Raw genomic sequence first — 18,148 nt, forward strand, 5'->3', positions numbered from 1 at the left:
ATAATAGTTTTAATTAATTAAATTAGATAGTTTTTTTAAATCATTTTTGGTGTGGTTTGCTGTAATTACAATTCTATTCATATAGCTTTCATAAGTAGGATATTTAAATCTAGCGATAATAATGTTGTTTTGTAATAACTTTTCATGTAATACATCACTTGTTGAATAAATTACAGGGTATTTTTTATTGAATTGATAGTTGTTGTTGTCGTTGGGTTTTAAAGCGTTTTCTAAAAAGTCTAAGTTATTAAAAAGCTTTTTTCGCTGATTTTTATAAAGATTATTACTTTTAAGAAAAGCCTCTAAATAAGCTGGATTTGCTCCAGATGACGATATAAAAATAGGCTCAGCACTAATTGCTTTAATGAAATGCTTATCAGAAGCAATAATTCCGCCTGAAATACCAAAAGCTTTTCCTAAGGATGATATTAAAATTTTCCGATTTAATTTATTAGAATTTATTGAAGAAAAAATCCCTCTACCATGTTTGCCAATAATGCCTAAACTATGTGATTCATCAATAACTAAAGTTATTTTTTTTTGTGGTGAAATAGCATCTAAAAAATCAAATGATGTAGGTTGTGTTTCCAGTGCTAATATGGCATCAACTGTAATTACAATATCTTCTGAAATATCATTTTGTAAAAGAGGATGTAATTTCCCATTTAAAAATAAAGGCAAACTATTAGGATGTAAAACCGCAGGATGGGTTTTTGGATAATGAAAGAATTTCTGAGTGGTTTTAGATAAATAATCAATAACCATTTTACCAGCTAAAGTTCCAGAAGAAGTAGTAAGGCTGTCTTCACTTCCTAAGAAATTGGAGAAGTAATTTTCCGCTTCTTCATAAATGGCTAATTTTATATTGGCGTTTCTTGAGCTTCCATAAAATGTTCCCCATTTTTTTAAACCTTCAAAAATGTTTTTTTGAAATTCTGTATTAGAAGCCATTCCTAAATATGAAGTTCCTCCAAAATATAAATAAGGTTCGTTGTTTACAGAAATTTTTCTGTTTGGAAATTCATTAACTTTCATTATTATGTTGTTAAAGTAATTCCAGTTCCGTTTAAATCACTGTATTTTATAATTCCATCTTTAATAGTAACTCCTGTAGCAATGTCTTCAGCTAATAACATGGCACCATCCATATCTACATAATCTAATAATGGTAATAAATGCGCTATTGCAGAAATTCCAACAGATGATTCTGTCATACAACCAACCATAGTTTTCATGTTTAATTCTTTAGCTTCAATAAGCATTCTTTTAGCAGAAGTTAAGCCACCGCATTTTACCAATTTAACATTTACACCATGAAAGTGATTGTGACATTTTAAAACATCTTCTTCAATTTGACAGCTTTCATCTGCTATAATGGGTAATACAGATTTTGAGTAAACTTCTTTATGGTCATCCCATTCGTCAGCTTTAAGAGGCTGTTCAATAAATTCAACTCCTAGTTTTTTGAGTTGAATTGAATTTTTTATAGTTTCTTCAACCGTCCAACCGCAGTTAGCATCAACTCTAAAAACTGCATTGGTATGTTTACGTAACTCTTCAATTATTTTTATATCTTCTTTTGTACCAAGTTTTATTTTATAAATTGGCCAAGGAACTTCTTTCATTTTAGCTACCATTTTCTCAATTGAATCAATTCCAATGGTATAATCAGTTAATGGGTTTTTACTGATGTCATAGTTCCATAACTCATATAGTTTTTTTCCTTGTTTTTTAGCAAATAAATCATTAAAAGCTAAATCTAAGCCACATAAGGCGAACATATCGTGTTTTAAGTGCGGATACATTTTATCCCAAAAAGCTTCTGGAGTTAAAAGAGAGTTTTCTTTAATTAAAGGTTTTAATGAAGTTAAATCATCTATCATTTTTGGAATGGTAATGTTGTAATATGGATTAGAAGTGGCTTCTCCATACCCAGAATATTCACCATCTTTTAATTCAACGATAAGTGTTGGTTGGATGTCATAAGATTCTCTTGAAATAGTGAACGTATGGCGTAGTTTTAAATTATACGGTTTTAAGATTAGTTGCATATTGTAAGTATTTAATAGTTGGTTTTTTATTTTCTGAATAAAACAGTAGAATTATCTTTGTTAACTTTTAACTCAATAGTTCTCCCTAAAATAAGCGCTAGATTTATGTCTTCATGACCTGCTGGAAAATTAAAAAGTACTGGAAAATCGTATTCTTTAACAACATCTAAAATAAGTTGCTCTATAGATGTTCCCCAATGTGTACTGTTTTTTTTAACATTGCTAATGTCTCCAACAATAATACCGTTACAATTTTCAAAATATCCGGCGCGTTTTAGACTTTGTAACATGCGGTCTATATGGTAAGCATATTCGCCAATTTCTTCAAAAAATAAAATTTTGCCATCCGTGTTAATACTGGTTTTTGACCCTAGCATGGTATGTAAGAGTGTTAAATTTCCACCAACAATTTGTCCAGTGGTTTCACCTAATTTATTATAATCTGAACTTTTTATAGTGTAAGCTAATTGATTGCCAAAAAGGGACTTTTTCAGTGACGTAGCATTTTCTTCTAAAAATTCACAATTTTCATTCAAACTAATTCCCATGATTGCATGAATAGTTTCAAATCCTAAATTATGAATTTGATTATGAAAAGCTGTTATGTCCGAATATCCAATAATCCATTTAGGATGTTTCATAAAAGTACTGTAATCTAGTTTATCCAAAATTCTTACAGAACCATAGCCGCCACGTGCACACCAAATAGCTTTTATGTTTGGATTGTCTAAAGCTTTTTGAAAGTCTAAAGCACGTTCATTATCTGTACCAGCAAATTGATTGTTTTGTGTAAAAATGTTTTTTCCTAAAACAACATTTAAACCCCAGCCGTTAAGTAATTTTTTTGCTTGTTGAATTTCAGCTTTTTTGTTAAATAAATTTCCAGCGGGAGAAATAATAACTACTGTATCTCCTTTTTTAAGATAAGGCGGTTTTTTTATTATTTGGGTTGTTTCATTTTTTGTAAAATTGGAATGTGTTTGTTGTTTAGATTTACAACTCACATTTACCATAAAAATTAATAGGATACAGTAGAAAAATAGTCTCATAAATTTAATAAAAGTGTTCATGTAAATATAGGATTTTTCTTGTTGAAAGTCTAATTGAAAAACACAAAAAACACCTATAAATAATGGTTTTTTTAAGATTTAAATAATTTATGATTAGTTAAATTGTTGAACCGTAAAATTGTTTTAAATTTGATTGTTAATTGAATTTTATAACAGGTTTTATTGAATTCTTATAGAGATTCAAGTCATAAATAAATTCCAAAATAAAAAAATATGAAACAAGCTTTTACCAGTATAATGATGCTTTTTTTTATAAGTATTTCAAGTCAAAATATTGATTTCACTTCAAATTTGTATGAAACCTATGAAAATTATAAAGAATCTAGTTTAAAAAATAGAAGGATAAAATATAAGAATATAAAGCCCCTGATTGATAAATTGAAAGAGGATTCAAAATATACCGTAAAAAAAGTTGGGGAGTCTATTGAAGGTAGAAATTTAAATTTAGTGAGTGTTGGTAAAGGAAATATAAATGTTTTTTTGTGGTCTCAAATGCATGGAGATGAACCAACGGCAACACAAGCCATTTTCGATATTTTCAATTTTTTAAATAGCAATGATTTTTCTGAAGAGAAAGAAGCCATTTTAAGTAAGCTGACCCTTCATTTTTTACCGATGTTAAACCCTGATGGAGCTGAAAAATATACAAGACGAAATACATTGGGAATTGATATAAACAGAGATGCTTTAAGATTGCAATCCCCAGAAGGGAGAACGTTAAAAAATGTTCGAGATAGCTTAAAAGCAAATTTCGGATTTAATTTACACGACCAAAGTATTTATTACAATGCTGAACGTACAGATAAAGTAGCAACTATTTCATATTTAGCACCTGCTTATAATTATGAAAAAGAGATTAATGAAGTTAGAGCAAATGCAATGAAGGTTATTGTTTTTATGAATCAAATTATTCAAAAATATGCGTCAGGGCAAGTTGGAAGATACAATGATGATTTTGAGCCTAGAGCTTTTGGAGATAATATACAAAAATGGGGTACAAGTACTATTTTAATAGAATCTGGAGGTTATAAAAATGATATAGAAAAACAAGAAATTAGAAAGTTGAATTATGTTTCTATTTTAGCAGCAATTTATACCATTGCAAATGGTACTTACAAAGATATTTCGGTTGAAGATTATGAAAAAATCCCTCAAAATGATCGTAAATTATTTGATTTAAAAATTCAAGGAGTAACCTATCAACTTTTAGATAAAAAATATATTATTGATTTAGGGATCAATCGTTTTGAAGTTGATGATGAAAATTATTCTAGCTTTTATAATGTAGGTAGAATAATAGATCAAGGTGATTTATCTACATTTTTTGGATACGAAACCTTGAATGGAGAGGGATATAGTATTGAGCAAGGAAAAGTGTATTCAAAAACTTTAAATTCTATAGATGATTTGTCGGATTTAGATATTTATCAGCTTTTAAAAAAGGGGGTTACTTATTTAAAAATCGAGGATTTACCAGATGATAAAAAATATTTGAAAGCTCCTATTCATTTAATTGGAAGCGAGTATAAAATTCCAGAATTAAAAATTAACGTAGGAGCAAATCCTACTTTTTTGTTAAAAAAGGATGGGAAAATTAAATATGCAATTATTAATGGCTTCTTAATTGATTTAAATAGCAAACAAAATAATTTTAATAATGCGTTGATTTTTAAAAATTAACAATAAAAGAGCCTTAATAGTTGTCTCTAATAAATTCAAAAATAGTTTGCATTTGTTTTCTAACATCATTTGTTTTGGTAGTATAATGATTGTTCATAAAGCTAAAAATTAGAACTTTACCTGATTTTGTTATTAGATATCCACTTAAAGAATAATTATTTCCAACGGTGCCAGATTTTGCATAAATATATGGAGTTGGGTTACCAACGTACCAATTTTTTAAGGTTCCAAGTTTTCCTCCAACAGGAAAGAAATTAAACAATCGATCTTTAGGAATTTCTGAATGTAATTTAGTTAAAACTTGTACAAACGAAGTTGGTGTAAACAAATTGTATCTGCTTAATCCAGAACCATCTACCCATCTGGGTTTTTGTTTTAAGTCTTTTAGATGGGTTTCAAGAATTTTTTTTCTTATCATGGTAGAATTTAATGTGTCAGAAACGGTAGAAGATGCTAAGATAAGTAGTTGTTCAGCTAAAAAATTATCACTTTCAAGCATCATTCGTTTATATAAAGAATCTGACGGAATACTATAGGCAGTATGTTCCAATTTTTTTACAGGGTTACTTTTAATAGAAACTTTGTTAGGTAAAAGATCATTCCATAATTTGGTGATTAATAAAGAATCCATAACCATTGGAATTTCTTTTAGTTTCTTGTAGTTAGGTTGGTAGTAAAAGTGATTGGAATAATAGTCTCTATTATAGTTTGATTTTTTGAATTCTATATTATTTTTCAATACATTAGGGTTGATTGTCGAATCTTTTTCAAAGTCAATAGTAAGTACATTTCCATACATAGGGAAGCTGCTCCTTTCAGGACTAAAATAAGTATCATAATCTTCCCAAGCCCAACCAGGACCATATTTTTCATCTTTTATATTGTCAATTATTAAAGCTACATTTTTATAATTTTTAAACATTTTTAGAGCGGTACTGTCTTTAAAATAGGAATGTAAAAAACTAGGGTCTCCAGTACCTAAAACAGTTAAGGTATCTTTTTTAATAGTGTATTTAAATGCTGGAATTTTTTCTGGTAAATACTGTAATCCAGTATATAAAGTAAAAATTTTTGTATTACTAGCAGGTGTAAAATATTTATTAGCATTAAAACTAAATAAAGTATCATTTGATTTCGGATTGTAAATTAGTACTCCAGTAAATTGATTATTAAAGAGGCTACTATTGAGTTGTTTTGTTATTTTTTTTGAAACCTGTGCAGATTTACACCCAATTAGTAGAAATATCAGCCCTAAAAAAAGATATTTTAATTTAAACATGTTTTAGTTGTTTTAATACTTTTCGGTTTAGATTAAATAGTAAATCCCATTATTAGATACATAAGAGTAGTAATAGCACCTCCAATTAGTGCATAAGGTAATTGTGTTTTAACATGGTCAATATGATCTGTTGCAGAAGCCATAGAAGAAATAATGGTTGTATCTGAAATAGGAGAGCAATGATCTCCAAAAACTCCGCCTCCCAAAGTGGCAGCGATTACAAGTCCTAAATTAGCTTCGTGGATAGTTGTCATTGGAATAGCAATAGCTATCATAATTGCAAAGGTTCCCCATGAAGTACCAGTTGAAAAAGCAATAAATGAACTTATAGTAAACACAATTGCAGGTAAAAATTCTGGAGACAACCATTCTTTAGACCAATTAGCTATATATTGACCAGTTCCTAATTGATTACAAGCATCGCTTATAGCAAAAGCAAAAAGCATCAGTAGTGCAAGAGGCATTAATTCACTGATTCCTTTTAAAATTAAATCAACCATTTCTTTAATTTTTAAAATCCCTTGAGATTTATATAAAATCATAGCAACAAGTATAGATGTAATAACTGCATATAAAACAGAGGACGATCCAGAACCTTTCCCGATAGCTTGTGATAAATGATTGGTAAATGAAGTATATTCTTCAACTTTGTACCAGCCTGTATAAGCCAAGTTTATAGGCATCATAATTACCATGGTAAAAAGTGGTATTGTCATATTATATGCCTTTGCTTTAATACCTTCTTTAGGTTGGTATGAAGTTATTGTTTCAGAAATCATAGGTTTTGCATTGTCATTTAAAACTTTTCCAGTTTCTCGAGTTCTTTTTTCGGCTTTTGCCATAGGTCCAAAATCTTTTTTGGATATGATTAAAATAAAAACAATAGTAATTGCTAAAAATGGGTAGAAATTATATTTAATTGAAGAGAAAAGTACTGAAAAAGGGTTGTCTATTCCTTGAGTTATTAATAAACCCATAATAAAAGCTCCCCAAGCATTAAAAGGTATTATGATGGATGAAGGAGCAGAACTTGAATCAGCTATATAGGCTAATTTTTCTCTAGAAATTTTCAACTTATCAAAAATTGGTCTATAGAGTGTTCCAACGGTTAATGAGCTTATGCTTGTTTCTACAAAGAGAATGATTCCAGTTAATAAGGCTAAAATTTGAACAATTATTCTACTATAACCACTTTGTTTTTTTTCAAAATAGTTGATAAGAATATTAATTTTATTTACAAAGCCTTCAACTCCTCTAGAATATTGAATAAATAATAAAAGAGCACCAACAAGAGCGCTAAACATGATGGTTCGAGTATTACCTTCAGATTTAAACACATTTACCATTCCTTCAATTGCAGCTATTGTTCCTTTAATTAAATTCCAGTCACTCATAATAACCCACGAGGACCAAATCCCAAAAAGTAAAGCTATATATACTTGCTTTGTTCTTAAAGCAAATACAATTGCAATTATTGGAGGTAAAATTGATAGAAATCCGTAAGTATCCATATAGTTTTGTAGTTAGAAAAATTTATTCCAAAGAATATTGGAATGTGTGAATATACTCAAACTAAACAAATTGATTAAATTTTTTAGATGAATCTCTGATATTTTTGCTGTTTTATTGAAATTTACGACATTAAAATGAATATAATAAAAAATTAAATGCGTTTTTATGCGTTTTTATAAGTGTTTTATTTTAATTTTGTAGTGCCTAATTAAAAATGTATACAATAATGGAAATAACACAGTCTAAAAATTCAAAAGCAATTACGTATGATGAGCCAGGTAAATTTGAAAACACTAGATTTGAAAAAATCCACAATGTAATTTTTTCTTCAGCAAAAGAGGGTTCTGTCAAAGTTGCCAAAGAAATTAGGGATTTAATTCTAGATAAACAGTCTAAAGGAGAGATGTGTGTTCTTGGTTTAGCAACAGGTTCTTCTCCAATTAAAGTTTATGAAGAGTTGATAAGAATTCATAAAGAAGAAAGTGTTAGTTTTCAAAATGTAATTACATTTAATTTAGATGAATATTATCCTATGGAACCTGAAAATATTCATAGTTATCATTATTTTATGCATGAGCATTTATTCAATCATATTGATATTTTGCCTAAAAATATCAATATTCCAAAAGGGAATATTACCGTTGATGAGCTTCACGATTATTGTATTTCTTATGAAGATCAAATTGATGCTGTAGGAGGATTAGATTTTCAATTATTAGGAATTGGAAGAACTGGTCATATTGGGTTTAATGAACCAGGTTCCCATGTAAATTCTGAAACACGAAGTATTTTATTAGATCATATTACTAGAGTAGATGCAGCAAATTCATTTTTAGGGATTGATAATGTTCCTAAAAAAGCTATTACTATGGGAATTGGCACCGTAAAAAAGGCTAAACGAATAGTTTTGTTAGGTTGGGGAGATAAAAAAGCTTCAATTATTAAAGAGACAATTGAAGGAGCTATTTCTTCGGAAGTTCCGGCAAGTTATTTACAACTTCATTCTAATACAACTTTTGTTCTAGATAAAGAAGCTGCTTCAGAATTAACGAGGATTAAAACCCCTTGGCTAGTTGGTTCTTGTAAATGGACTCCAGAATTAAAAAGTAAAGCGGTTATTTGGTTATGTCAGCTAACAGGAAAATCTATTTTAAAATTGATTGATAAAGACTATAATGATAATGGTATGGCTGGGTTACTTGTGGATGAGGGCTCTTCGTATAATCTTAACATAAAAATGTTTAATAAAGTTCAACAAACCATCACTGGCTGGCCAGGAGGAAAGCCAAATGCGGACGATACGTTTCGTCCTGAAAGATCAACTCCAGATAAAAAAAGAGTTTTAATTTTTAGCCCTCATCCTGATGATGACGTAATTTCTATGGGAGGAACATTTGACAGATTAGTTTCACAAGGGCATGAAGTTCATGTAGCTTATCAAACTTCAGGTAATATTGCTGTAGCTGACCATGAAGCCATAAAATTTGCAGAAGTAGCTTTAGCTATGAATGGTAGTTCAGATGATAAATTAATGTCTAGAGTAATTGAACAATTAAAAACTAAAAATGAAAACTCCATTGATAGTATTGAAGTTAGAAAATTAAAAGGCTTGATTAGAAGAGGGGAATCTATTGCTGCTACAAGATATTTAAAAGTTCCTGATGAGAATGTACATTTTTTGGACTTGCCTTTTTACGAAACAGGAGGTATTAAGAAGAGTCCATTAAGTGATGAAGATATTGATATTATGTGTAATTTAATAGAAACAATTAAACCGCATCAAATATATGCAGCTGGTGATTTAGCAGATCCACATGGAACACATAGAGTTTGTTTGAATGTTTTGTTAGAATCGTTAAAAATTTTAAAATCAAAACCGTTTATGGAAGACTGTTGGTTGTGGTTGTATAAAGGAGCTTGGCATGAATGGGATATACATGAAATTGACATGACAGTTCCTATGAGTCCAGATCAAGTGCTTAGAAAAAGAAAAGCTATTTTCTTTCATCAATCTCAAAAAGACGGAATCATGTTTCAAGGAAATGATTTAAGAGAATTTTGGATGAGAGCAGAAGATAGAAACACAAAAACTGCACAAAAATATAACGAATTAGGTTTGGCTGATTATGCCGCGATGGAAGCTTTTGTTCGTTGGTATTATTAAGTGTGGTTAAAGATGTTTAAAAATAAAAACCCTTATAAAATAAAGATTTGTAAGAAGTAAAAGTGGAGACGCCGGGAATCGAACCCGGGTCCAAACAAGCAACCAAAGTACTTTCTACATGCTTAGTTTTCTTTTAATTTTAGACTTAAAGCTAATCGAAAACAATTTACTTTAAGCTTAGTTTCTTAAATTTCAAAATGCTAGCGAAACAATAGCAAATCTATGTTAACTTTTACGATGTCTCTTAGCTGACCGCCGCTAACCAAGGCTTTCAAGAGACATTTAGCTTGCACACCTTGTGTGCCGAGGCTTATCCTACTATAATTCAGATTAAGCAGCTAAAGCGTAGTTATCTTCGCCGTTTAAAGTGTTGAAATTGAGATTTACGAGTGCTATTTCATTACTCGGCATGCTTATAGTTTAATTGACCTTGCAGTCAAAACCAGTCGTCCCCAATACTTCAAAGAACAAATTCTTCTTAAAGGAGGCAAATGTATAAAATTTATATCAAAGTTATTATTTGTTAGTTCCTTTAATTCATAATATATTAGAGCAAAATTTATACCGTTTTATAGATGACAATTGGAATTATAAAAGAACGAAAAAATCCACCAGATAGAAGAGTGGTATTATCTCCAATAGAATGTAGAAAAATTTTAAAAAAGTATCCACAATTAAAAGTTAAAGTTGAAAGTTCTGATGATCGATTTTTTACAGATCAAGATTATATCAACCATGGTATAGAAATTGTAAAAAATGTCTCAGATTGTGATGTTTTACTTGGAGTTAAAGAAGTTCCAATAGATCATTTAATTCCTAACAAAAAGTATTTTTTCTTTTCTCATACTATAAAAAAACAAAAGTATAACAGAAAATTATTACAAGCTATATTGACTAAAAATATAGAGCTTTACGACCATGAGGTAATAACCAATGAAAAGGGACAACGATTGGTTGCTTTTGGAAGGTATGCTGGTATTGTAGGTGCTTACAACGGATTTAGAGCTTATGGTTTAAAAAATGATTTATATAAACTTCCTAAGGCTGAAGAGCTTCACGATCAATTAATGCTCATTCACGAATTACAAAAGTTGAAGCTTCCTAATATAAAGGTAGTGTTAACTGGAAAAGGAAGGGTTGGAAATGGAGCTAAAGAGATGCTTAAAGGGATGAGAATGAAAGAAGTCACGGTTAACCAGTTTTTGACTAAAGAATTTTCTGAGCCTGTATATGTTCAAATAGATGTATTAGATTATAATAAGAGGAAAGATGGGCAACAAAAAAATCAGCAAGATTTTTTTAACAATCCATCAGAATATGAAAGTAATTTTATGCGATTTGCGAAAGTGGCAGATGTATATATAGCAGGTCATTTTTATGGAGCTGGAGCACCGTATATTTTTACAAGACAAGATGCAAAATCTACTGAATTTCATATCAAAGTAATTGCAGATATTAGCTGCGATGTGGATGGACCAGTAGCTTCAACAATAAGATCATCAACTATTGCAAACCCAATCTACGGATATCACCCATTAACAGAAAAAGAAGTTGATTATAGAGATGAACAAGCCATTGCAGTTATGGCTGTTGATAATTTACCTTGTGAATTGCCAAAAGATGCTTCAGAAGGATTTGGAGAAAGTTTTGCTAAAAATGTAATTCCAGCTTTTTTTAATAATGATCAACAAGGTGTTTTGGAAAGAGCCAGAATGACTAAAAGTGGAAGGCTAACTAATAGGTTTAAGTATTTACAAGATTACGTTGATGGTAACTAGCCCTCAAAATGAAATAGTGAAGTTGGCTAATACCAAAATGCCTTACGGAAAGTATAAAGGTTATTATTTAATTGATTTACCTGAGCATTATATTGTTTGGTATAATAATAAAGGCTTTCCTAAAGGTAAATTTGGAAATTTACTTAGATTGGTTTATGAAATTAAACTTAATGGTTTAGAGGATATGATTCGTAAATTAAAAATATAAAATAAATAAAAAAGCCTGTTTAATTAAACAGGCTTTTTTATTAGTAACTCCACTCAATTTTTCTTGAAGCATACATTATAGCTGATAAGATTGCAAATAAACCTAAACTACCAACTAAAAGTGCATAGCTTTCTAATTGAATGATTACAAAAATAAAAGAATAAAGTGCAACCAGTGAAACTCCAATAAATAATGGAAATTTAAAAGTTTTTAATATAGATTTTGAGTATAATGTAATTAAAACAATTACAGAAAAACTTGCTATTAAATAAGCATTAAAAAAATTACTATGTTCTGAAATAGAAATTAATAAAGTATAAAACATGGTAAGTGCCAATCCAATCATTAAATATTGAAATGGATGGATATTGATTTTACTAATACTTTGAATTAAAAAGAAAATTAAAAAAGTAAGAGCTATAACTAAAAAACCATATTTAGCGGAGCGTTCACTTTTTTGATATTCATCAATAGGAATTTTAAAATTTACTCCAAAAGCAAATTCATTCAAATTAGGTAAATATTTTACATACTCTTGAGAAAAGGGACGATTAATGTGTAATATTTTCCATTTAGCATCAAACCCATCTTCGGTTATTTTATCTGAATTGAAGGGTAAAAACTCTCCAATAAAATTTGCAGTTTTCCAATTAGATTTAATATTTAAGTTGGTCTGTTTTCCTATAGGAATAATATTAAACTGTTGACTTCCACTAATGGTTAGTTCAATTGAAAAATTTTGTTTATTATTTAAAGTTATATCCTCTTTTTGTAAATATGAAGTTTCTAATTTATGTAGCGTTTTGTTATTATTAATAAGATTGTTTTTAATTTGTTCTTCATATTTTGGTACAAAAGCATAAGAATTTGAGTTTAAAGAAATTTCAACGTGATTGTTAATTCCTTTTAAATTTGATGTTTTTATAATAATTGTTGATTTTTCCCATAAAACATCTTTATCTTCAACTTCTAAGTTGGTAAAATTAGGTTTAGTAAAAAATCCTGAAATATTCATATCACTTTTATATACTGAAGTTTTATAAATTCCTCTTTTTTTAATTTCTGGATTTATTTCACTTTTAATAGCTAATTCTTCTGGGAAAAAATATGCATAGTTGGTATGTGAAATAGTTTCTTTTGTAACTTTTTGAGTTTCACTATTAGTTAATAATTTTTCAGTATAAGTTTTGTAAGGTACTTTTAAAATAGGGCCATAGAGCAACACTTCATTTCCCCATTTTTGATTTATTTCATTTACAACAGATTTTTGTCTTTCAGACCTTTCTCGTATTAAACTTTCTATATAAGTAAGAGGTATAAGTAATATTATAATTAAAAAGCCAATCATTAACATTCTTGCTGTTATCGATGTTTTTAACCAATTTCCAAATTTATTTTGTTGTTTATCCATGAGTATAAGTAATTAAAAGTACTTTGAAATACAAAGTATAATTATAAAAAAAATTAAGTATTATTTATTAAATTTTCTAAGGCTTCTATATGTTTTTTAAATGCAATTTTACCTTCACTACTACAACGATATCTAGTATTTGGTTTTTTACCAATAAATTGTTTATTAACTTTAATGTAATTCATTTTCTCAAGAGCTTTAATGTGGCTAGCTAAGTTACCATCTGTAACTCCTAAAAGCTCTTTTAATGAGTTAAAATCTATGGACTCATTAACAAATAGAGCCGACATTATTCCTAACCTAATTCTATGGTCAAAAACTTTATTTATATTTTTTAGAATGTTCTTCAAAAGTTACCTTCTATCGTATTTATTATACATTAATGCTCCATAAATAATATGTAATAAACCAAAACCAATAGCCCAAAAATAGATTCCATAGCCTATATATTGAGTGGCAATTAACCCTAATACAATATTTATAACTCCTAAATATCTAATATCACTTAAGGTATATTTACTTGCAATGAAACAAGCTAAACCATAAAAAATTAAAGTAGTAGGAGCAATTAATCCAATGAAATTGTTTTGGTAAAGCACCATACAAAAAAAACCTCCAGTAAAAAGCGGAATGCTAAAGTTTATTAAAAGTCTTTTACTAGTACTATCCCATAGTTTTTCTCCACTTTTTTTTGCCTTTTTAGCAGAAAAAATTAATGTGGTTAAAATAGATAAAATTAACACAAGTAGTGCAATTCCCAATAACATATATTCTAAATATGAAATAGGAATTAATGAAACACTGCTGTACGAATTTTTGTAATTTCTTATCAAAAAAAGAGCTGTTATAGCTCCAATTAAAGCATAGATACCTGCCAAAATACCAGCAAGACCACTTAATGATATAAACCGAGAAGATTTATTCATTATAGATTTTATTTCCGTTAATTCTTTTAAATAATCTTCTTGTTTCATTCTAAAAGTACTTTGAATTACAAAGTAAAATAAAAAAAATGATTTTACCAAAAAAATAATTTTTGATAGTAAACTTTTCAACAATAAAATGTTATTAACTAATTGCTATAAAAGACGAATTAGTTTTAATTATTCAATAATTTTATTTGCAGAAAAATGAACCATATAAAATCAATTTGAAAATGACAGAAGAATTAGTGTTTCCAAAAACATATACTTATAATGAAGTGTTAAAGAGTTGTTTAGCTTACTTTAATAATGATGAGCTTGCTGCTACTACTTGGATGAATAAGTATGCAGTTAAAAACAAAAAAGGTGAATTTTTAGAATTTTCACCTACTGATATGCATAAAAGAATGGCGAAAGAATTTGCTCGAATTGAAAAAAAATATTTGGGTAATGAAAAAGGAAATGAAGGCCTTTCAGAATATGGAAAAACACGTGAATTTTTGTCAGAAGAAGCCATATTTAATTTATTTAAAGATTTTAAATACATCATTCCACAAGGAAGTGTTATGTCTTCTTTAGGAAATGAAAACGTGATTGCTTCTTTATCAAATTGTGTGGTGGTGCCTTCTGTTTACGATTCTTATGGTGGAATATTTTATACAGATCAACAATTAGCACAATTATTTAAAAGACGTTGTGGTGTTGGCGTTGATTTGTCCAATTTACGTCCAAATGGAGCTCAAGTTTCTAATTCTGCGGGTTCTACTACAGGTGCCGTGTCATTTATGAATCGTTTTTCAAATACTACTCGCGAAGTTGCACAAAATGGAAGAAGAGGGGCGTTAATGCTAACAATGGATATTGCACACCCAGATATTGAAGATTTTGTAACTGTAAAACAGGATTTAACAAAAATTACTGGAGCAAATATATCTATTCGATTGTCTGACGAATTTATGATGGCTGTTGTTAATGATGATGATTATACATTGCGTTGGCCAATTGATAGTAAAACGCCAACCTACACAAAAACAATTAAAGCCAAAGAATTATGGAATACCATTATTAAATGTGCTCATAATACTGCTGAACCAGGTTTAATTTTTTGGGATCGTCAGCACTATTACTCAACTTCTTCAATTTATCCTGGGTTTAAAAATAGTTCAACAAATCCTTGTTCAGAAATAGCTATGCAAGGAGGTGATAGCTGTCGTTTAATTGCGGTAAACTTATATAGTTTTATAGATAATCCATTTACTGAAGAAGCGTCTTTTGATTTCGAAAAATTTTACAAAGTGGTGTATGAATCTCAACGCTTAATGGATGATTTAGTTGATTTAGAATTGGAAGCAGTTGATAAAATTTTCAACAAAATAATGCACGACAAAGAGCCAGATGAAATTAAACAAGTTGAAATAGATACTTGGAAACTATTATATAAAACAGGAAAAAAAGGAAGAAGAACAGGTTTAGGATTTACTGCACTAGCAGATGCGATGGCTGCTTTAGGGAAAAAATTTGATACTGATGAAGCTATAGCTGTAGTTGATGAAATAATGAAAACTAAATTAAAAGCAGAGTTTGATAGCAGTATTGATATGGCTATAACTCGTGGTAAATTTGAAGTTTTTAACCCTGCAATTGAAAAGTATTCTGAATTTGTACAAATGATAGAAAAAGAGTTTCCAAGTTTGTATGATAGAATGATGAAATATGGTAGAAGAAATATCTCAATAAGTACTGTGGCTCCAACCGGAAGTTTAAGTATGTTAGCGCAAACTTCTTCAGGAATTGAACCCGTATTTTTATTATCCTATAAAAGAAGAAGAAAAGTAAATCAAGAGGATGAGAATGCAAAAATTGCTTATGTTGATGATACAGGAGATGCTTTTGAAGAATTTGATGTGTACCACCCTAAATTAAAAAAATGGATGGAAGTAACTGGTAAAACTAATATTAGTGAAAGTCCTTATAAAGGAGCAACCGCACCTGAGATTGATTGGAAAAAGCGTGTAGAAATGCAAGCTTTGGTGCAAAAGTATACTACGCACTCAATTAGCTCAACTATTAATTTACCAACAGATGTTTCTGTTGAAAAAGTTGGTGATATTTATATTGAATCTTGGAGAAAAGGCTTAAAAGGAATTACAGTATATAGAGATGGATCTAGAAGCGGAATATTAGTTTCTAATGATGATAAGAAAGAAAAAAAGAATGAAGAATGTTATGCCGAAACTATTTTCCCAAAACGCCCTAAAAAAATTGAAGCTAAAGTAGTACGTTTTCAAAATGATTATGATAAATGGGTGGCTGTAGTTGGATTGATAAACAATAGACCTTATGAAGTGTTTACAGGAAAACTTGAAGATGCCTTTTTGTTACCTACTTGGCTAGAACAAGGTTGGGTGATAAAAAATAAAGATGAAAATGGACGTTCTCGTTATGATTTCCAATTTTTAGATAAACAAGGGTACAAAGTTACTTTTGAAGGCTTGTCACGTACTTTTGACAAAGAATATTGGAATTATGCAAAATTAATTTCAGGAGTTTTACGTCATGGAATGCCAATACCATATGTTGTAGATTTAATAAACAATTTAAATATGTACGATGATAATATCAATACTTGGAAAAATGGTATTGCGCGTACATTAAAACAATTTGTGGAAGATGGAACTCAGGCAGTTGATAAAAAATGTCCAGAATGTAATGATCCTGATGGATTAATTTATGAAGAAGGCTGTTTAAAATGTAAAAATTGTGGTCACACTAAGTGTGGGTAATTTTTAAATAGAATTAAATGTTAAACACCAACAAATTTTATATATTGTTGGTGTTTTTTTATGAATCCAATAGAACAATATATATTTAGTAAGAAAGAACCTTACCAGTCTATTATGCTGTATGTAAGAAGTGTTATTTTTAAAGTTCTACCTGAAGTAGAAGAAAAATTCAGTTATAAAATTCCTTTTTATAACATATATAATAAGCCAATGTTGTATTTAAACATTTTAAAAGGGACAAATTTTGTAGACATTGCTTTTGTACAAGGCATTGTTTTAGAAGAAAAATATCCAGAATTAAAAAATTATAACAAGCGTAAACAGGTAAGATCGCTTCAAGTTTCTTCCATAGAAGATTTTGATGAACTCATGTTTTCTCAATTACTAAAAGACGCAGCTAGATATCTTGAAGCAAGCAAAAAAGCTTGGTTTATTTAAAGCCATTAATGGTTTTTTTAATGGCTGTTAAATTTGTTAGAAGAGATTCCAAATATTTCAAATCTAACATATTTGCCCCATCACTTTTTGCATTTTTAGGATCAAAATGTGTCTCTAAAAATAAACCATCTACACCAACAGCAATACCAGCTCTAGCAATAGTTTCAATCATATCAGGTCTACCACCAGTAACTCCTGTACTTTGATTTGGTTGTTGTAGCGAATGTGTAACATCTAAAATGGTTGGGGCGTATTGTTGCATTTCAGGAATTCCTCTAAAATCAACAATCATATCTTGATACCCAAACATAGTACCTCTATCTGTAATCCATGCTTTTTCATTTCCACTATCTTTAACTTTTTGAACTGCATGTTTCATGGCAGAAGGGCTCATAAATTGTCCTTTTTTTAAATTAACCACTTTGTTAGTTTTTGCAGCAGCTACAACTAAATCAGTTTGACGAACCAAAAATGCAGGGATTTGTAATACATCAACATATTCTGCAGCTTTTGCTGCATCGGAAACTTCATGAATATCAGTAACTGTTGGAACATTAAAGGTTTTAGATACTTTTTGTAAAATTTTCAATGCTTTTTCATCTCCAATTCCCGTAAAACTATCAATTCTACTTCTATTTGCTTTTTTAAAACTTCCTTTAAAAATTAAGGGAATTTCTAATTTATCCGTAATTTTTAAAATATGTTCAGCAATACGTAAAGCCATTTCTTCACTTTCAATGGCACATGGTCCAGCTAATAAAAAGAAATTATTACTGTTGATATGTTTGATGTTTGGAATTAGATTTAAATTCATAATGGTAAATTTTTTGCAAAGATACTTTTTAATCTGT

Annotated in this window: 15 protein-coding genes and 1 other RNA gene; 6 read left to right on the forward strand and 10 right to left on the reverse strand. The window is 29.3% G+C overall.

The window, feature by feature from the left end; translation table 11 throughout:
- Positions 1 to 9 precede the first annotated feature (9 nt).
- The 3 genes from Q0714_RS08715 to Q0714_RS08725 are packed head-to-tail and all read right to left on the reverse strand — an operon-like array spanning position 10 to position 3,100.
- Positions 10 to 1,035, reverse strand: coding sequence for an aminotransferase class I/II-fold pyridoxal phosphate-dependent enzyme (locus Q0714_RS08715; RefSeq protein ID WP_298264277.1), 1,026 nt, complete (start codon positions 1,033 to 1,035; stop codon positions 10 to 12).
- A 2-nt stretch (positions 1,036 to 1,037) separates the two neighbouring features.
- A complete protein-coding gene (locus tag Q0714_RS08720; RefSeq protein WP_298264278.1) occupies positions 1,038 to 2,051 on the reverse strand; it encodes a dipeptide epimerase in 1,014 nt (337 codons plus the stop codon).
- Between the two features lie 26 nt (positions 2,052 to 2,077).
- Positions 2,078 to 3,100, reverse strand: a complete 1,023-nt coding sequence (locus Q0714_RS08725; RefSeq protein WP_298264279.1) for an LD-carboxypeptidase — start codon at positions 3,098 to 3,100, stop codon at positions 2,078 to 2,080.
- 234 nt (positions 3,101 to 3,334) lie between these two features.
- Between Q0714_RS08725 and Q0714_RS08730 the strand changes: the two genes are divergently transcribed.
- The gene (locus Q0714_RS08730; protein WP_298264280.1) at positions 3,335 to 4,801 is read left to right on the forward strand and encodes a M14 metallopeptidase family protein; all 1,467 of its coding nucleotides are present in this window, start codon (positions 3,335 to 3,337) and stop codon (positions 4,799 to 4,801) included.
- Positions 4,802 to 4,814: 13 nt separating this feature from the next.
- On the opposite strand, the gene Q0714_RS08735 is transcribed toward Q0714_RS08730, so the two are convergent.
- Positions 4,815 to 6,080, reverse strand: coding sequence for a D-alanyl-D-alanine carboxypeptidase (locus Q0714_RS08735; protein ID WP_298264282.1), 1,266 nt, complete (start codon positions 6,078 to 6,080; stop codon positions 4,815 to 4,817).
- A gap of 32 nt (positions 6,081 to 6,112) precedes the next feature.
- Complete coding sequence (locus tag Q0714_RS08740; protein WP_298264283.1) at positions 6,113 to 7,591, reverse strand: Na+/H+ antiporter NhaC family protein; 1,479 nt, start codon at positions 7,589 to 7,591, stop codon at positions 6,113 to 6,115.
- Between the two features lie 227 nt (positions 7,592 to 7,818).
- Here Q0714_RS08740 and nagB point away from each other — a divergent pair, with 227 nt between their 5' ends.
- Positions 7,819 to 9,756, forward strand: coding sequence for a glucosamine-6-phosphate deaminase (gene nagB, locus Q0714_RS08745; protein WP_298264285.1), 1,938 nt, complete (start codon positions 7,819 to 7,821; stop codon positions 9,754 to 9,756).
- A gap of 60 nt (positions 9,757 to 9,816) precedes the next feature.
- Here the strand turns inward: nagB and ssrA are convergent.
- Positions 9,817 to 10,210, reverse strand: a transfer-messenger RNA (tmRNA) gene (gene ssrA, locus Q0714_RS08750).
- Between the two features lie 121 nt (positions 10,211 to 10,331).
- Here ssrA and Q0714_RS08755 point away from each other — a divergent pair.
- On the forward strand, positions 10,332 to 11,534 hold the full coding sequence (locus Q0714_RS08755) for an NAD(P)-dependent oxidoreductase (protein WP_298264287.1): 1,203 nt from the start codon (positions 10,332 to 10,334) through the stop codon (positions 11,532 to 11,534).
- Positions 11,524 to 11,742: a DUF3820 family protein gene (locus tag Q0714_RS08760; RefSeq protein ID WP_298264288.1), complete on the forward strand. Its 219-nt coding sequence runs from the start codon at positions 11,524 to 11,526 to the stop codon at positions 11,740 to 11,742. Before Q0714_RS08755 ends, Q0714_RS08760 begins: the two co-directional genes overlap by 11 nt.
- 40 nt (positions 11,743 to 11,782) lie before the next feature.
- Here Q0714_RS08760 and creD read toward each other — a convergent pair whose 3' ends face one another.
- From creD to Q0714_RS08775, 3 genes are read right to left on the reverse strand one after another with little or no spacing between them, the layout of a single operon-like run.
- Positions 11,783 to 13,153 (reverse strand): cell envelope integrity protein CreD, encoded by a 1,371-nt coding sequence (gene creD, locus Q0714_RS08765; RefSeq protein WP_298264289.1) that lies wholly within the window; start codon positions 13,151 to 13,153, stop codon positions 11,783 to 11,785.
- 53 nt (positions 13,154 to 13,206) lie between these two features.
- Positions 13,207 to 13,503 carry a transcriptional regulator gene (locus tag Q0714_RS08770; protein ID WP_298264290.1) on the reverse strand — a complete coding sequence of 99 codons (297 nt, stop codon included), beginning with the start codon at positions 13,501 to 13,503 and terminating at the stop codon, positions 13,207 to 13,209.
- Between the two features lie 3 nt (positions 13,504 to 13,506).
- The gene (locus tag Q0714_RS08775) at positions 13,507 to 14,127 is read right to left on the reverse strand and encodes a hypothetical protein (RefSeq protein WP_298264291.1); all 621 of its coding nucleotides are present in this window, start codon (positions 14,125 to 14,127) and stop codon (positions 13,507 to 13,509) included.
- Between the two features lie 182 nt (positions 14,128 to 14,309).
- Between Q0714_RS08775 and Q0714_RS08780 the strand changes: the two genes are divergently transcribed.
- Positions 14,310 to 16,859 (forward strand): adenosylcobalamin-dependent ribonucleoside-diphosphate reductase, encoded by a 2,550-nt coding sequence (locus Q0714_RS08780; RefSeq protein ID WP_298264292.1) that lies wholly within the window; start codon positions 14,310 to 14,312, stop codon positions 16,857 to 16,859.
- 60 nt (positions 16,860 to 16,919) lie between these two features.
- Positions 16,920 to 17,297 carry a DUF1801 domain-containing protein gene (locus Q0714_RS08785; RefSeq protein ID WP_298264294.1) on the forward strand — a complete coding sequence of 126 codons (378 nt, stop codon included), beginning with the start codon at positions 16,920 to 16,922 and terminating at the stop codon, positions 17,295 to 17,297.
- Here Q0714_RS08785 and kdsA read toward each other — a convergent pair.
- A complete protein-coding gene (gene kdsA / locus Q0714_RS08790) occupies positions 17,290 to 18,111 on the reverse strand; it encodes a 3-deoxy-8-phosphooctulonate synthase (protein WP_298264296.1) in 822 nt (273 codons plus the stop codon). The two genes, Q0714_RS08785 and kdsA, sit on opposite strands and share 8 nt — an antisense overlap.
- Positions 18,112 to 18,148: the final 37 nt, after the last annotated feature.

It is taken from the genome of uncultured Lutibacter sp. (assembly GCF_947493565.1).
Lineage (GTDB): Bacteria > Bacteroidota > Bacteroidia > Flavobacteriales > Flavobacteriaceae > Lutibacter > Lutibacter aestuarii.

Coding starts and splice junctions, on each gene's coding strand:
- Q0714_RS08740 (WP_298264283.1), bottom strand. CDS start 7,591: ATGGATACTTACGGATTTCTATCAATTTTACCTCCAATAATTGCAATT.
- Q0714_RS08735 (WP_298264282.1), bottom strand. CDS start 6,080: ATGTTTAAATTAAAATATCTTTTTTTAGGGCTGATATTTCTACTAATT.
- Q0714_RS08785 (WP_298264294.1), top strand. CDS start 16,920: ATGAATCCAATAGAACAATATATATTTAGTAAGAAAGAACCTTACCAG.
- kdsA (WP_298264296.1), bottom strand. CDS start 18,111: ATGAATTTAAATCTAATTCCAAACATCAAACATATCAACAGTAATAAT.
- Q0714_RS08780 (WP_298264292.1), top strand. CDS start 14,310: ATGACAGAAGAATTAGTGTTTCCAAAAACATATACTTATAATGAAGTG.
- Q0714_RS08775 (WP_298264291.1), bottom strand. CDS start 14,127: ATGAAACAAGAAGATTATTTAAAAGAATTAACGGAAATAAAATCTATA.
- Q0714_RS08720 (WP_298264278.1), bottom strand. CDS start 2,051: ATGCAACTAATCTTAAAACCGTATAATTTAAAACTACGCCATACGTTC.
- Q0714_RS08755 (WP_298264287.1), top strand. CDS start 10,332: ATGACAATTGGAATTATAAAAGAACGAAAAAATCCACCAGATAGAAGA.
- Q0714_RS08715 (WP_298264277.1), bottom strand. CDS start 1,035: ATGAAAGTTAATGAATTTCCAAACAGAAAAATTTCTGTAAACAACGAA.
- nagB (WP_298264285.1), top strand. CDS start 7,819: ATGGAAATAACACAGTCTAAAAATTCAAAAGCAATTACGTATGATGAG.
- Q0714_RS08760 (WP_298264288.1), top strand. CDS start 11,524: ATGGTAACTAGCCCTCAAAATGAAATAGTGAAGTTGGCTAATACCAAA.
- creD (WP_298264289.1), bottom strand. CDS start 13,153: ATGGATAAACAACAAAATAAATTTGGAAATTGGTTAAAAACATCGATA.
- Q0714_RS08725 (WP_298264279.1), bottom strand. CDS start 3,100: ATGAGACTATTTTTCTACTGTATCCTATTAATTTTTATGGTAAATGTG.
- Q0714_RS08730 (WP_298264280.1), top strand. CDS start 3,335: ATGAAACAAGCTTTTACCAGTATAATGATGCTTTTTTTTATAAGTATT.